Source organism: Dactylosporangium cerinum, from assembly GCF_042653625.1.
Lineage (GTDB): Bacteria > Actinomycetota > Actinomycetes > Mycobacteriales > Micromonosporaceae > Dactylosporangium > Dactylosporangium cerinum.
Map to the genome: position 1 here is coordinate 102,540 of NZ_JBHSIU010000054.1, position 12,174 is coordinate 114,713.

At 73.5% G+C, this 12,174-nt stretch carries 16 protein-coding genes; 6 read left to right on the forward strand and 10 right to left on the reverse strand.

Annotated elements, in window-relative coordinates; all coding sequences use genetic code 11:
* Positions 1-351, reverse strand: a complete 351-nt coding sequence (locus tag ACFPIJ_RS38320; protein ID WP_380122845.1) for a MerR family transcriptional regulator — start codon at positions 349-351, stop codon at positions 1-3.
* A 4-nt stretch (positions 352-355) separates the two neighbouring features.
* Positions 356-1,264, reverse strand: a complete 909-nt coding sequence (locus tag ACFPIJ_RS38325; RefSeq protein WP_380122846.1) for a zinc-binding dehydrogenase — start codon at positions 1,262-1,264, stop codon at positions 356-358.
* A gap of 126 nt (positions 1,265-1,390) precedes the next feature.
* Between ACFPIJ_RS38325 and ACFPIJ_RS38330 the strand changes: the two genes are divergently transcribed.
* Positions 1,391-1,573, forward strand: coding sequence for an antitoxin (locus tag ACFPIJ_RS38330; protein ID WP_380122848.1), 183 nt, complete (start codon positions 1,391-1,393; stop codon positions 1,571-1,573).
* A 48-nt stretch (positions 1,574-1,621) separates the two neighbouring features.
* Here the strand turns inward: ACFPIJ_RS38330 and ACFPIJ_RS38335 are convergent, their stop codons facing one another.
* The 3 genes from ACFPIJ_RS38335 to ACFPIJ_RS38345 all read right to left on the reverse strand — a co-directional run bounded on the left by ACFPIJ_RS38335 (position 1,622) and on the right by ACFPIJ_RS38345 (position 3,219).
* Positions 1,622-1,975 carry an STAS domain-containing protein gene (locus ACFPIJ_RS38335; protein ID WP_380122850.1) on the reverse strand — a complete coding sequence of 118 codons (354 nt, stop codon included), beginning with the start codon at positions 1,973-1,975 and terminating at the stop codon, positions 1,622-1,624.
* A gap of 159 nt (positions 1,976-2,134) precedes the next feature.
* On the reverse strand, positions 2,135-2,608 hold the full coding sequence (locus ACFPIJ_RS38340) for a DinB family protein (RefSeq protein ID WP_380122852.1): 474 nt from the start codon (positions 2,606-2,608) through the stop codon (positions 2,135-2,137).
* Complete coding sequence (locus ACFPIJ_RS38345) at positions 2,605-3,219, reverse strand: class I SAM-dependent methyltransferase (RefSeq protein WP_380122854.1); 615 nt, start codon at positions 3,217-3,219, stop codon at positions 2,605-2,607. Before ACFPIJ_RS38345 ends, ACFPIJ_RS38340 begins: the two co-directional genes overlap by 4 nt.
* Positions 3,220-3,284: 65 nt before the next feature.
* Between ACFPIJ_RS38345 and ACFPIJ_RS38350 the strand changes: the two genes are divergently transcribed.
* The gene (locus ACFPIJ_RS38350; RefSeq protein ID WP_380122856.1) at positions 3,285-3,851 is read left to right on the forward strand and encodes a helix-turn-helix domain-containing protein; all 567 of its coding nucleotides are present in this window, start codon (positions 3,285-3,287) and stop codon (positions 3,849-3,851) included.
* Positions 3,852-3,855: 4 nt separating this feature from the next.
* Here ACFPIJ_RS38350 and ACFPIJ_RS38355 read toward each other — a convergent pair whose 3' ends face one another.
* Together ACFPIJ_RS38355 and ACFPIJ_RS38360 are read right to left on the reverse strand one after the other, a co-directional pair.
* Complete coding sequence (locus ACFPIJ_RS38355) at positions 3,856-4,986, reverse strand: effector-associated domain 2-containing protein (RefSeq protein WP_380122858.1); 1,131 nt, start codon at positions 4,984-4,986, stop codon at positions 3,856-3,858.
* A gap of 5 nt (positions 4,987-4,991) precedes the next feature.
* Positions 4,992-5,642 carry a trimeric intracellular cation channel family protein gene (locus ACFPIJ_RS38360; RefSeq protein ID WP_380122860.1) on the reverse strand — a complete coding sequence of 217 codons (651 nt, stop codon included), beginning with the start codon at positions 5,640-5,642 and terminating at the stop codon, positions 4,992-4,994.
* 43 nt (positions 5,643-5,685) lie between these two features.
* Between ACFPIJ_RS38360 and ACFPIJ_RS38365 the strand changes: the two genes are divergently transcribed.
* Entirely contained in the window at positions 5,686-6,285 is a 600-nt protein-coding gene (locus tag ACFPIJ_RS38365) for a hypothetical protein (RefSeq protein WP_380122862.1), read from the forward strand.
* Positions 6,286-6,288: 3 nt separating this feature from the next.
* On the opposite strand, the gene ACFPIJ_RS38370 is transcribed toward ACFPIJ_RS38365, so the two are convergent.
* On the reverse strand, positions 6,289-9,045 hold the full coding sequence (locus ACFPIJ_RS38370; protein WP_380122863.1) for an FAD-binding and (Fe-S)-binding domain-containing protein: 2,757 nt from the start codon (positions 9,043-9,045) through the stop codon (positions 6,289-6,291).
* A gap of 16 nt (positions 9,046-9,061) precedes the next feature.
* Here ACFPIJ_RS38370 and ACFPIJ_RS38375 point away from each other — a divergent pair, with 16 nt between their 5' ends.
* Complete coding sequence (locus ACFPIJ_RS38375) at positions 9,062-9,949, forward strand: GntR family transcriptional regulator (RefSeq protein ID WP_380122865.1); 888 nt, start codon at positions 9,062-9,064, stop codon at positions 9,947-9,949.
* Here ACFPIJ_RS38375 and ACFPIJ_RS38380 read toward each other — a convergent pair.
* The gene (locus ACFPIJ_RS38380; RefSeq protein WP_380122867.1) at positions 9,859-10,674 is read right to left on the reverse strand and encodes a MerR family transcriptional regulator; all 816 of its coding nucleotides are present in this window, start codon (positions 10,672-10,674) and stop codon (positions 9,859-9,861) included. The genes ACFPIJ_RS38375 and ACFPIJ_RS38380 overlap by 91 nt on opposite strands.
* A gap of 47 nt (positions 10,675-10,721) precedes the next feature.
* Between ACFPIJ_RS38380 and ACFPIJ_RS38385 the strand changes: the two genes are divergently transcribed.
* Positions 10,722-11,048 (forward strand): nuclear transport factor 2 family protein, encoded by a 327-nt coding sequence (locus ACFPIJ_RS38385; protein WP_380122868.1) that lies wholly within the window; start codon positions 10,722-10,724, stop codon positions 11,046-11,048.
* On the forward strand, positions 11,045-11,887 hold the full coding sequence (locus tag ACFPIJ_RS38390; protein WP_380122870.1) for an SDR family NAD(P)-dependent oxidoreductase: 843 nt from the start codon (positions 11,045-11,047) through the stop codon (positions 11,885-11,887). The genes ACFPIJ_RS38385 and ACFPIJ_RS38390 overlap by 4 nt, the downstream gene beginning before the upstream one ends.
* Before the next feature lie 8 nt (positions 11,888-11,895).
* Here ACFPIJ_RS38390 and ACFPIJ_RS38395 read toward each other — a convergent pair whose 3' ends face one another.
* The gene (locus tag ACFPIJ_RS38395) at positions 11,896-12,096 is read right to left on the reverse strand and encodes a hypothetical protein (protein WP_380122872.1); all 201 of its coding nucleotides are present in this window, start codon (positions 12,094-12,096) and stop codon (positions 11,896-11,898) included.
* Between the last annotated feature and the right edge of the window lie 78 nt (positions 12,097-12,174).

Genomic DNA, 12,174 nt, shown 5'->3' on the forward strand with positions numbered 1-12,174 from the left:
CTACGGCATCCGGGCGGTGAGCGCGTCGTGCAACGTCGTCAGGACGCTGATGCGGTCCCGGAGCTGGTCGACGCGCTCCCGGGCCACCCGCATCGCGGTGGCGCAGCCGCCCTGGTCACCGAAGGCCGGCGGCAGCGGCTGGTCCAGGAACCTGACGAAGAACCGCACGTCGGCGACGGTGAAGCCGATGGCCAGCAGCTCCCGGATGTTGTTGACCCGCAGGACCGCGCCGTCCGGGTAGCTGCGGTATCCGTTGCCGGATCGCTCGCTGTGCAACAGGCCCTCGGCCTCGTAGTGGCGCAGGGTCCTGGTGGTGACGCCGGCCGCCTGCGCGAGTTCCCCGATCCGCATCCATCTACTCTGCCAGCTGCACCAGGACCGTGCCGATGAAGCGTCCGGTGAACAGGTCCAGCAGCGCCTGGGGCGCGGCTTCGAGGCCGTCGACCACGGTGTGCGCGAAGTCCAGCCGGTGTTCGTCCACCAGTTGCCGATACGCGGGCTCCAGCGCCGGGTCGCCGGTGACGCCGTGCAGCGACAGCCGCCCGCGGATCACGGTGAGCAGGTCGACGGTCGGTTCGGCGGCACCGCCGAGCTGCTGGGCGAGGGCACCGCACAGCGCGACCCGCCCGCCCGGGTTCAGCGTGGGGAGCGTCGCGGTCAGCAGCGGCCCGCCGACCGTGTCGAAGTAGACGTCCGGGGCGACCTCGGCCAGCTGCTTGGCGACGGTGGCCGGGTCGCGGTGCTCGAAGGCGTCGTCGTACCCGAGCCGGTTGACGAGTTGCGGCACCTTCGCTGCCGTGCCGGTGCTGCCGACCACCCGCCCCGCACCCATCGCCCGGGCCAGCCGCCCGGCGACGCTGCCGACGGCGCCGGCCGCCCCCGACACGTACACCGTCTCCCCCGGCCGGAGCCCGGCGGCCACCAGCCCGGTGTACGCGGTGAGCCCGTTGGACAACAGCAGCACCGGGTCCTCGCCGTCGACCACCCGGCATTGCGCCGCGTCCAGCAGCGTGAACTCCTGCCAGCCCCGCATGTGCACGACGGCGCTGCCGGCCGGCACCGCCGGATCGCTGGACGCGACGACGGTGCCGAGGGTCTTGCCCGCCATCGTCGGCAGCAGTGCCCGCATCACCGCGCCCAGCAGCATGAACCGGTTGCGCACCAGGACCTGCCCGGTGCCGGGCTCGGCGACGTCCTCGGTGGTGACGGTGAAGTCCGTGGCGTGGGTCGCTGCCCCGGTCGCCTGGACGCGTTTGCTCCGCATGGCCGGAACCGTAAACGTTGCCGCACGCGGCAAGGTCAAGCGGAAAAAGCGCGGCGGTGCCCGCATCGACCGGGGTGGGCCGGGTAGTGCCCGTTCCGTACCCGCTTCCGACACCTGGAGGATGAGATGGGCAAACTCATGGACAAGGTCAAGGACCTCGCCCACCGGCACGACGACAAGGTCGACCAGGGCATCGGCAAGGCCGGTGACCAGGCGGACCAGCGCACCGGTGGCAAGTACACCGAGAACATCGACAAGGGCGTCGACGCCGCGCAGCAGCGCACCGGCGAGGGCGACACCCAGCCGTGAGCCCGGCGCCGGTGACGGCGGTGGCCGCAGGCGACGCGGCCACCGCCGTCACCGCAGCTCGCGCGCCAGGTCCTCCTCGGCGGCCTCGACGCCGTCGTAGATGCCCATCAGCCGGTCCACCGACGTCAGCAGGAACACGTTGCGCACCGACGGCTGCACCGACACCAGGCACAGCCGCCCACCACGCTGCTGCAGCAGCTTGAACGTCGACACGATCGCCCCCAGCCCGCTGGAATCGAGCTTCGGCACCCCGGCGAGGTCCAGCACGATGGACCGGGCGCCGTCCTCCATGACCCGCTGCAGACACTGCCGCAGGTCCGGTTCGGTCGCCAGGTCCACGATGCCGCCCACCTGCACGATGGTGCAGTCCCGGCCGGGCCGGACTTCCAACGACAGCTTCACGCACGCCCCCGATCAGACTGTTGTCGGTTGGTCCCGCCGACAGGCATGGACGGTCACGTGGTGCCCGTCCGCCCTCCGCGGCAAACCAGCGCCACGGGCGCCTGGTCACGCCGGGTCACGACGCTCCGCGCCGCCGGGCGGTCGAGCTTCACGCGGGTGTCAGCGGCCGGTGGCGCCGTCGATCTGCTCGCGGAGGATGTCGGCGTGGCCGGCATGCCGGGCGGTCTCCTCGATCATGTGCGCGAGCACCCAGCGCATGGACGGGGCCGGGCCCCGGTGGGCCGGCTGGGTGAGGTCGGTGCAGGCCGCGATCACCGCGTTCGCCTGCGCGACGGCGTCCCGGTAGCCGGCCAGCACGCCGTCGACGGTCTCCTCGGCGGACGGGCGCATGGTGCGGCGCCAGTCGCGGGTGCGCTCGCCGAGGAAGTACCAGCGTTCGACGTGGGTCAGGTGCTTGACCAGGCCCAGCAGGTTGGTGCCGGACGCCACGCCGGCGGTGCGGACCTGCGGCTCCGGCACGCCGGCGACCTTGGCCGCGACGGCGTCGCGCAGGTAGTCGAGAAACCCGGCCAGCGTCTCCCGCTCCGACGCGCCCGGCTGCGGGGGTCCCGCGTCCCGGCGGCGGGCGGTCATTCACCGGTCCGCTGGATGAGCAGGACGTTGTCGGTGACGGTGGCGGTCTCGCCGGAGGGTCCGGTGGCCTCACGCCGGGGCATGTCGGCGCGCAGGATGCGCCACCGCGAGGGGTCGAGGTCGAGCTCAGCGGCGATCTCGTGGGGGGTCGGGAAGTGGATGTCCGGGTCCTGGTTCCACGACCAGGGGGCGGTGGATCCGTGGTCGACGACCAGGAGCAGGCCGCCGGGGCACAGGGCCAGCGCGGCGGTGCGCAGCACCCGGCTGCGGGGCAACGGGAACGGGGTCTGCAGGTACTGCGCCGAGACGAGGTCGAACGTCCCGGCCGGGAAGGTGGCGGCCAGGTCGTGCTGTTCGGCGACGACCCGGCCGTCGACGCCGGCGTCGCGGGCTCGGGCCCGGACCCGTTCGACGGCGACGCCGGAGATGTCGACGGCGGTGACCTGCCAGCCGTGCCGGGCCAGCCAGACGGTGTCGCCGCCGGCGCCGCAGCCCAGATCCGCGGCGGCACCCGGGGGCAGCGGCCCGGCGGTCTCGACCAACAGCGGGTTGGCGTGCGTGTCCCAGGTGCGGCGGGTGCCGTAATGCTGATCCCAGAAGGCGGTTTCCATGACCCCAGGATCGCCACGGCGGTGACGGGGTTGCAAGAAAAGTTGCGGATCCGCATGATGACCGCATGGACGATGTCCTCGCCGGGGTCGGAGCGCGCCTGCGTGACCTGCGCAAGGCGCGCGGCACCACCCTCGCCGACCTGGCCGCCGAGACCGGCCTGACCGCGAGCACCCTCTCCCGCCTGGAGAACGGCAGGCTCCGCCCGACCCTGGAGCAGCTGCTGCCCCTGGCCCGGGCGCACGGCGTCCCGCTCGACGACCTGGTCGCGGCGCCGCCCACCGGCGACCCGCGCATCCACATGCGGCCCGTGCGGCGGTTCGGGCTGACCGTGGTGCCGCTGACCCGGCGACCCGGGGGTGTGCAGGCCTACAAGGTGGTCTATCCGCCCGCCGGCCGGGCGGCCACCACGCGGTTGCAGACGCACGACGGTTACGAGTGGTTCTACGTCCTCGAGGGGCGGGTCCGGTTCGTGCTCGGCGAGCGGGAGTTCCTGCTCGGCGCCGGCGAGGCCGCGGAGTTCGACACCCGGGTGCCGCACTGGATCGGCAGTGCCGACGACCGGCCGGCGGAGTTGCTCACGCTGTTCGGCCCGCAGGGCGAGCGGGCCCATCTGGCCCCCGCGCAGCGGTGAACGGTCAACGGGAGTCGCTCAACACCGCCGCTGCGGCGGTGAAGCGTTCGAGTGCCGGGCTCTCGGGCACGACGAACTGGACGGCCTCGACCAGCTCGCTCAGCCCGCCCGGGAACCGCAGGCAGGTCCGCACGATGTTGATGGCGTCCATGCGCGCCGCCGGATTCCGCCGGATCGATCCGTACACCGACCCGCGCAGCGTCACAAGGATGTCCTCACGGGTCGCGGGTTCGCGGAACTCGGCGAGCCCGAGCAGCGCCTCGACGATCGGCATGAGCGACGACGACGGCACCCGCAGCTCCGGCACGAGGGCGGCGGGCTGCCGGGGCGGGCTGTGCAGCAGCAGACCTTCGTCGCCGAGCTCGTTGCGATACCACAGGTAGGTCGGCGTCTGCCGGGCCAGCCCGGCCCCCCGCCGGGTGGTGAACCGCTCGCGGAGCGCCTCGAACAGCGCCGGCGGATCGGCCAGCAACGCCGCGCCGCCGTCGCGGTGCAGCAGCCGCAGCACCTCGCGGCTGAACAGCCCGGTCTGCTGCACCCGCAGGTCGGCCGCGCCCTGCCCGTGCCCCGCCGCGAAGAGCACCTGCTGGGTGAGCCCGGCGACGGGTTCCCCGGCCGGAAACGTCTCGTGCCCGCGCACCCGCGGCCGGCCGTCGTCGTCATCGTGCAACTGGCACACGTCGATCAGCCACAACTGCCGGCGCAACGCGGCGACGAGGTCCGACCGGTACGTGACCAGCAGCGAGTCGAGGTCGAAGTCCACCGCGTCGGACTCGATCGCGTCCGCGAGGTACAGGCGGCGCCGCCCACCGGTGTCGAGGTACCCGTGGCCACCCCAGACCACGTACAGATCCTTGGCGTCACCGGCGGGAAGCTCCCGCAGGAACACCTGCCGCACCGTGGCCCGGTCGGCCGGGCGGCAGCGCACCCCCTCCGGCAGCGCGCCGTCCGGTGGCAGCGGCGTGGACAGCACCTGCACGCGCTCGGCCGGCACGCCCCGGTCGAGGAAGTACTGCGCGAACCGCAGCGCGTCGGGCACCGGACCGGCCAGCGACCAACCGGCGCCCGCCTCGTGCTCCCCCACACCGACGATGACCACGGTGGCGGTGGTCAGGTTCGCAGCCGGATCCGTCACGGCCATCACGATACGTCGCGGCCGCCAGACGCGTCGTGGTGGCGGGCGCGGGGCGCGGTCCAGTGCCGGAGCATCGCGGTGAGACGGAACGCGAAGACCAGCGCCGCCGCGCCCACCGCGACGGCCGTCATGGGCAGGCCCACCTGGTCCGCCACGGCGACGATGACGGCGCCGGCGGCGGCCGGGATCGCATACAGGTCCGTGTCCACCTGGACGAGCGCCGGGGTCTCGCGGGCGGTGATGTCGCGCAGGACCCCGCCGCCGACCGCGGTGGTGATGCCGAGCAGCACCGCCTGCAGCGGCCCGAGGCCGAAGTCGAGGGCCTTGAGGGTGCCGGTGACGCAGAACAGCCCCAGTCCGGCGGCGTCGAACACCAGCACCGTGAACGTCAGCCGGTGCACGAGGCGATGGACGAAGAACGTCACGACGGCGGCGAGCAGCGGCACCACCAGGTAGCTCACCTCGGTGAACGCCGCCGGTGGGGTCGCCCCGATGATCAGGTCCCGCAGGATGCCGCCGCCGAGGGCGGTGAGCATGGCCAGCACGACGATGCCGACGACGTCGAAGCCCTTGTAGACGGCCATCAGGGCACCGGACGTGGCGAACACGTACAGCCCGGCCAGTTCGAGGATGGTGATGACCGCACTCGCCGACATCCCCACAGTGTCCCGCCGTCGGGTTGCCGTACGCTCGGCGGCCATGCGACGCGTCCTCGGCTGGATCCTTCCGGTGCTCATCACCGCGGCGGTCGCCGTGTACGTCGGCGGCGTGGTCACCGGCCGGTGGGACGCGAACCCCGAGCTCGGCTCCGGCGCGAACGCCGCGCCGTATCCGGAGTCGACCGACCCGGAGCAGCGCAAGGCCAAGGCCGAGTTGTGCCCGCTCATCGACCGGCCCGACGTGTACGGGCTCGTCGAGCCGCCGGGGAAGTCCAAGGGCACCGGCACCTCGTACCTGCGGGAGACCGACTGGCACGAGTGCACGGTGTCGCTGCCGACCAGCGTGCTCAGGCTGGCCGTCGGCCACGACCGCACCACGATCGCGACCTACCAGAAGCTGTTCCCGGAGGCGCAGCCGCGCACGGTGCTCGGCCGGCCGGCGCTCTGGACCGCGGGCAAGTCGATGATCGTCAACTCCCCGTGGAAAGAGGCGACGCTGCTGATCGCCTGGAACCGCGCCGACACGGGCGGGATGGTCGAGCTGACGATCCTGCGTGCCGAGCTCAACCCCGCCGACGAGGGCACGCTCACCCAGATCGCGGAGCGGCAGGTGCCGGGCGTGCCCGGCTGGCCCGCCTGAGGTTCATCGATCCAGCAGCTGCGCCAGGTGCACGGCCGGCCGGTCCCGAAGGTCGGCGACCTGAGTGCGGCACGAGAACCCGTCGGCGAGCACGACCGCGTCCGGAGCGGCGTCCAGGGCCGGCAGCAGCTGGTGCTCCGCGACCGCGACGGACACCTCGTAGTGGCCGATCTCGACACCGAAGTTGCCGGCCAGGCCGCAGCAGCCGGCGAGCCGCCGCACCTGCGCGCCGGTGGCCTTGAGCAGGTCAGCGTCGGTCTTCCAGCCCAGGACGGCGTGGTGGTGGCAGTGCGGCTGGGCGACGATCTCGACACCGGACAGGTCCGGCGGGGTCCAGCCGGGGGTCTGCGTGAGCAGCTCGGCGAGGGTGTGCACCGACCCGGCGACCGCCGCCGCGTCCTCGTCGCCGGGCAGCAGCTCGTGGATGTCGGAGCGCAGCACCGCGGTGCAGGAGGGCTCGATGCCGACGATCGGGATGCCGGCGCGGGCGTCCGGGGCGAGCGCCGCGACGGTCCGGGTGAGGATCTTCTTCGCCGCGTCCAGCTGGCCGGTGGTGATCCAGGTCAGGCCGCAGCACACCGCCCCGGACGGCAGTCTGGGCTCGTATCCGGCGGCGCGCAGGACCCGTACCGTCGCCATCGCCGCCTCCGGGGAGAACGCGTCGGAGAACGAGTCGGCGAAGAGGACCACGGGCTTGCCGCCGGCTTCGGGCCGGAACGTGCGGCGGAACGGGCGCCGGGCGAACGCGGGGACGGTGCGGCGCTTGTCCACGCCGGCGAGCCACAGCAGCAGGCCACCGATCCCGGGCAGCCGCATACCGAGATTCGCCAGCCGCGGCGTCCACCCGGCCAGGCGGGCCCAGAACGGCAGCCTGCCCAGCGTGTAGTGCGACCGCGGCCGCAGCTTTTTCTTGTACGTCTGGTGCAGGACCTCGGACTTGTACGTCGCCATGTCGATCCCGGTCGGGCAGTCCGACGCGCAGCCCTTGCACGACAGGCACAGGTCCAGGGCGTCGTGCACGGACGGGTCCGACCAGGTCAGCTCGCCGCGCACGACCTCCTGCAGCACCCGGGCGCGGCCCCGGGTGGAGTCCTTCTCCTCGCGGGTCGCCAGGTAGGACGGGCACATGACGCCACCGGCGGCGGAGTTGTCGGCCCGGCACTTGCCGACGCCGGTGCACCGGTGCACCGCCTGGGCGAGGTCGCCGCCGTCGTGCGGGTAGGCCATCGCGAGGGACTTGAGCGGGAACCGCCCGGCGGGCCGCACATCGGCGTCGACCGGGTCCGGGTCGACCAGGACGCCGGGGTTGAGCAGGTTGCCCGGGTCGAAGGCGTGCTTGATCGCGGCGAACAGGGCGATCGCGTCCGCGGAGTACATGTGCGGCAGCAGCTCCGAGCGGGCCCGGCCGTCGCCGTGCTCACCCGACAGGGAGCCGCCGAACTCGCCGACCAGCTTGGCGGCGTCGGTGAGGAAGTCGCGCAGCACCTTCGTGCCGCCGGGCTCGCCGAGCGGGAAGTCGAGACGGACATGCATGCAGCCGTCGCCGAAGTGCCCGAACGGTGCGGACGTCAGTTTGTAGGAGGCGACGAGCTCGTCGAACCGGGCCAGGTAGGCGCCGAGCCGCTGCGGCGGCACGGCGGCGTCCTCCCAGCCGGGCCACGCGGGGCGGTCGGACGGGGCCCGCCCGGCCAGGCCGGCGCCGTCCTCGCGGATCCGCCACAGCTGCGCCTGGACGAGCGGGTCGGTGACGACGAGGGCCTCCTCGCCGATGCCGTCGGCGGCCAGCCGCCGGGCCCGCGACTCGACCTCGCCGAGGTCGTCGCCGGCCAGCTCGACGAACAGCCAGGCACCGCCGCGCGGCAGCGGCGGGACGGCGGCCGGGCCGCGCCGGGCCACCAGCACGTCGATCAGCCGCGAGTCGAGGCCCTCGCAGGACGTCGGGCCGTGCGCGACGACGGCCGGGGCGGCCTCGCCGGCGGCGACGATGTCACGGAAGCCGAGGACGACGACGACCCGGACCGGGGCGTCGACGACCAGCTTCACGGTTGCCTGGGTGATGACGGCCAGGGTGCCCTCGGAGCCGACCAGGGCCTGGGTGAGGTCGAAGCGCTCCGGCAGCAGGTGCTGCACGGCGTAGCCGGAGACCTGCCGGCCGAACCGGTCGAACTCGGTCCGTGCCGTGGCGAGGTGCCGTTTGATGACCGCGTCGAGGTCCGTCACGAGCGGCCCGGCCGGCTGAGTGGTGTCGACGTGCTCGCCCGCGGCGGTCAGCACTTCCAGGCCGGCGACGTTGTCCGACGTGCGGCCGTAGGCCAGGGAGCGCGAGCCGCAGGCGTTGTTGCCGATCATCCCGCCGATCGTGCAGCGCGGGTGCGTCGACGGGTCGGGCCCGAACCGCACGCCGTGCCTGGTGACGGCCTTCTGCAGCACGGCGTGCACGGTGCCGGGCTCGACCACGGCGGTGCGGGCGTCCGGGTCGACGGACAGGACGCGGTTGAGGTGGCGGGAGAAGTCCAGCACGATCCCGCGGCCGACCGCGTTGCCGGCGACCGACGTGCCGGCGCCCCGGGAGGTGAGCGGCACCCCGGTCGCGCGGGCGACGGCGAGCGCCGCGGCCACCTCGTCGACGTGCCGTGGGCGGACCACCGCGAGGGGCGGGATCCGATACAGCGAGGCGTCGGAGGCATACATGCCCAGGGTGCCGGCGTCGGCCCGGACCTCGAGCCCGGCCTTCTGGAGTGCACCCACCACGTCGTTCATGGGTAACATGTTACTCATGCCCTCGCCCGACCTCCCAACCGAGGCGCCGTCGCCCGCTCTCCGTCTCCCGGCCGAGGCGCCGTCGCCCGCTCTCCGCCTGCCGGCCGAGGCGCCGTCGCCCGCTCTCCGCCTGCCGGCCGAGGCGCCGTCGCCCGCTCTCCGCCTGCCGGCCGAGGCGCCGTCGCTCGCCGAGGCCGTTGCCCAGGCGGTCCGCGACGGCATCGCGGCCGGCGAGCTCGTGGCCGACCAGACCTACTCCGTGTACCAGCTGGCCGAACTCCTCGGCGTCTCCCGCAGCCCGGTCCGGGAGGGGATGCTCCGCCTGGCCGAGGCGGGCCTGGTCGAGATCCGGCGCAACCGCGGCTTCCGGGTCCTGCCACCGCGCGCCCACGACGTCGCCGAGATCATCGAGATCCGCCTCTGGTTGGAGCCGCCGGCCGCCCGCAAGGCCGCCGTGCACGGCACCGACGAGCAGCACGCCGCGATCCGGGCGACCCTGGACGCCATGGCCGCCGCGGCCGCCCGCGGCGACGAGGCCGCCTTCTGGCCGGCCGACCGCAGCCTGCACGACCTGCTGCTGCGCGCCGCCGGCAACACCCGGGCCGCCGCGATCGTCGCCCAGCTGCGCTCCACCACCGCCCTGCTCGGCCCGCCCACCACCGCCAGCGGCCGCGCCCTGACCCAGATCCACGCCGAGCACGAACCGGTCGTCACCGCCGTGATCGCCCGCGACGGCGCCGCCGCCGAGGCCGCCATGCGCACCCACCTCGAGGCGACCGGCGCCCTGCTCGTGGCGAACCTGACCGCCCGGACTCAGCCGCCCGGGGCGAGGCGGAACACCGGCCAGCCGATCTCGGTGCGCCAGTCGGCGGGCGTCGCGGTGTCGCGGGGGCCGACCACGTAGGTCTCGTCGACCGGGCCGTCGACCGCCAGGGCGTGTTCCACCACCCACGATCCCAGTCGGCCGTAGGTCACGTCGATGTCGTCGTGCCGGCCGGCGTGCACGGCGACGGCCACGTCCGCCGGTGGCAGCTCGACGATCTCGACGCGCCCTCCGGCGCGGGGTTCGCGGACCGGGCGGTACACCGTCATCGCCCCGGCACCGGCGGTGAACAGCTCGTTGGCGTAGCGGCCACCGGGTGCACCGGTGCGCTCGGCCGGGCCGAAGGCGGCGTCCAGCTCGGCCATCGCGGCGTCGTACCACCTTGTCGAGTCCTCCAGCGTGACGTGGCCGCGGACGGCGACGACGGTCCGGGCGGGCAGGGACCGCAGCTCGACCCGCAGGTCCTCCCGGTCCGGGCGCAACAGCCGGCGCAGCGACACGACGGCGGCCCGGGTCCGCTCGAGTTCCTCCTCCAGCCGGTGCAGGTGCTCGGCGATGAGATCCGCGCGCCGCTGCGGGTCGTCGGTGGCGAGGATGGACCGCACTTCGGCCAGCGGCACGTCCAGCTCGCGCAACCGGTGGATGACCTGCGCGGAGGGGATCTGTCCGGCGGAGTAGTAGCGGTAACCGGTGAACGGGTCGACGGTGGCGGGCTCGAGCAGACCGGCCTGGTGATACCGGCGCAGCGTCCGCACGCTCAGGTGGGTCAGCGTGGCGAACTCCCCGATGGTCATTCCGTGGCGCATGCCTCCAGTCTTGACTCTCTCCCGGCGGGAGACTCCACGGTTGACTCATGGACCTTCCCCCCGTAATCACGACATATCTGACCGCCCACAACGCCCGGGACGTCGACAGCGCGATCACGGCGTACGCGCCCGACGCGGTCGTGGTCGACGACGGCCGCACCTACCACGGTCCGGAGGAGATCCGCGCGTGGCTGGCCGGCGCGGCGTCGCAGTACACGTACACCACCGAACTGATCTCCGCCACGCAGCTCGACCAGGAGCACTACGACGTGCTGCAGCACCTGGAGGGCGACTTCCCGGGCGGGGTGGTCGACCTGCACCACCGGTTCACCCTGCGCGGCACCACCATCGCCCGGCTGGTGATCGAGCCATGAGGACGTGGTTCATCACCGGTGGGACGCCGGGCGGCTTCGGTCAGGCGTACGCCGACGCCGCCCTCGAAACGGGCGACCGGGTGGTGCTGACCGCGCGGCGCCCCGAGCAGCTGCAGGACTGGGCCCGCCCGCACGGCGACCGCGTGCTGCTCCTGCCGCTGGACGTCACCGACGCGGTGCAGGTCCGTCACGCGGTGGCCGCGGCCGAGCAGCGCTTCGGCGGGATCGACGTGCTGGTCAACAACGCCGGACGCGGATGGTACGGCTCGATCGAAGGCATGGCCGAGGATGCGGTGCACCGCACGTTCGAGCTGAACCTCTTCGCCCTGCTCGCGGTGACCCGGGCGGTGCTGCCCGGCATGCGCGAACGGCGCCGCGGCTGGATCCTCAACATGTCCTCGGTCGCCGGCCTGCGCAGCGTGCCCGGGTTCGGCTACTACAGCGCCGCGAAACACGCGGTCGAGGCCGTGACGGCGGCCCTGCGCGAGGAGGTCGCCCCGCTGGGCATCCGCGTCCTGGCGATCGAGCCTGGAGCGTTCCGCACCAACGCCTATGCCGGCTTCGCCGACGAGCCGCTCACCGAGACCGTCCCGGCCTACCACCGGATGCTCGCAGGCGTGCGGTCCGCGATGATCGACCAGAACGGCACGCAGCCCGGCGACCCGCTGCGCGGCGCTCGCGCGGTCATCGCCGCGATGGCCGGGGATCCACCGCCGCACCGGCTGGTGCTGGGCAGCGACGCCTACGACGCGGTGACCTCGACGCTCCGCGACACCATGGCCGACATCGCCCGGTCGGAGGCCGCCTCCCGCGCCGCCGACTTCCCGCCGGGAACGTGAGGCGGGACCTACCTTCGCTCGAGTGCGACGACCGCATCCAGGAGACAGTGCAGGCAAAGTTCGTAGCGGTCGGCGTCCACCCGGTCGAACAGCAGCTCGTCAAGCGGCACACCGTCGGTCCGCTCCGGCTGGCCGGCAATCGCCAGTTCGGCCAGGACGGCAAGTTTGAGCTCATGCAGCGCCGCCGCCTCGCTGTCCAGGGTGCTCATCGCCCCTCCGGTTCCGACTCGGAGCGTGGACGGAAACACTGCCCACCCGATACCCGTCCCCCGCCGTCGTCGCACGAT

What these genes read in the sequence shown, in the direction of transcription:
- ACFPIJ_RS38345 (WP_380122854.1), bottom strand. Translation starts at nt 3,219, where the DNA reads ATGGAAACCGCCTTCTGGGATCAGCATTACGGCACCCGCCGCACCTGG.
- ACFPIJ_RS38370 (WP_380122863.1), bottom strand. Translation starts at nt 9,045, where the DNA reads ATGAACGACGTGGTGGGTGCACTCCAGAAGGCCGGGCTCGAGGTCCGG.
- ACFPIJ_RS38390 (WP_380122870.1), top strand. Translation starts at nt 11,045, where the DNA reads ATGAGGACGTGGTTCATCACCGGTGGGACGCCGGGCGGCTTCGGTCAG.
- ACFPIJ_RS38325 (WP_380122846.1), bottom strand. Translation starts at nt 1,264, where the DNA reads ATGCGGAGCAAACGCGTCCAGGCGACCGGGGCAGCGACCCACGCCACG.
- ACFPIJ_RS38320 (WP_380122845.1), bottom strand. Translation starts at nt 351, where the DNA reads ATGCGGATCGGGGAACTCGCGCAGGCGGCCGGCGTCACCACCAGGACC.
- ACFPIJ_RS38365 (WP_380122862.1), top strand. Translation starts at nt 5,686, where the DNA reads ATGCGACGCGTCCTCGGCTGGATCCTTCCGGTGCTCATCACCGCGGCG.
- ACFPIJ_RS38380 (WP_380122867.1), bottom strand. Translation starts at nt 10,674, where the DNA reads ATGCGCCACGGAATGACCATCGGGGAGTTCGCCACGCTGACCCACCTG.
- ACFPIJ_RS38350 (WP_380122856.1), top strand. Translation starts at nt 3,285, where the DNA reads ATGGACGATGTCCTCGCCGGGGTCGGAGCGCGCCTGCGTGACCTGCGC.
- ACFPIJ_RS38385 (WP_380122868.1), top strand. Translation starts at nt 10,722, where the DNA reads ATGGACCTTCCCCCCGTAATCACGACATATCTGACCGCCCACAACGCC.
- ACFPIJ_RS38330 (WP_380122848.1), top strand. Translation starts at nt 1,391, where the DNA reads ATGGGCAAACTCATGGACAAGGTCAAGGACCTCGCCCACCGGCACGAC.
- ACFPIJ_RS38340 (WP_380122852.1), bottom strand. Translation starts at nt 2,608, where the DNA reads ATGACCGCCCGCCGCCGGGACGCGGGACCCCCGCAGCCGGGCGCGTCG.
- ACFPIJ_RS38360 (WP_380122860.1), bottom strand. Translation starts at nt 5,642, where the DNA reads ATGTCGGCGAGTGCGGTCATCACCATCCTCGAACTGGCCGGGCTGTAC.
- ACFPIJ_RS38395 (WP_380122872.1), bottom strand. Translation starts at nt 12,096, where the DNA reads ATGAGCACCCTGGACAGCGAGGCGGCGGCGCTGCATGAGCTCAAACTT.
- ACFPIJ_RS38375 (WP_380122865.1), top strand. Translation starts at nt 9,062, where the DNA reads ATGCCCTCGCCCGACCTCCCAACCGAGGCGCCGTCGCCCGCTCTCCGT.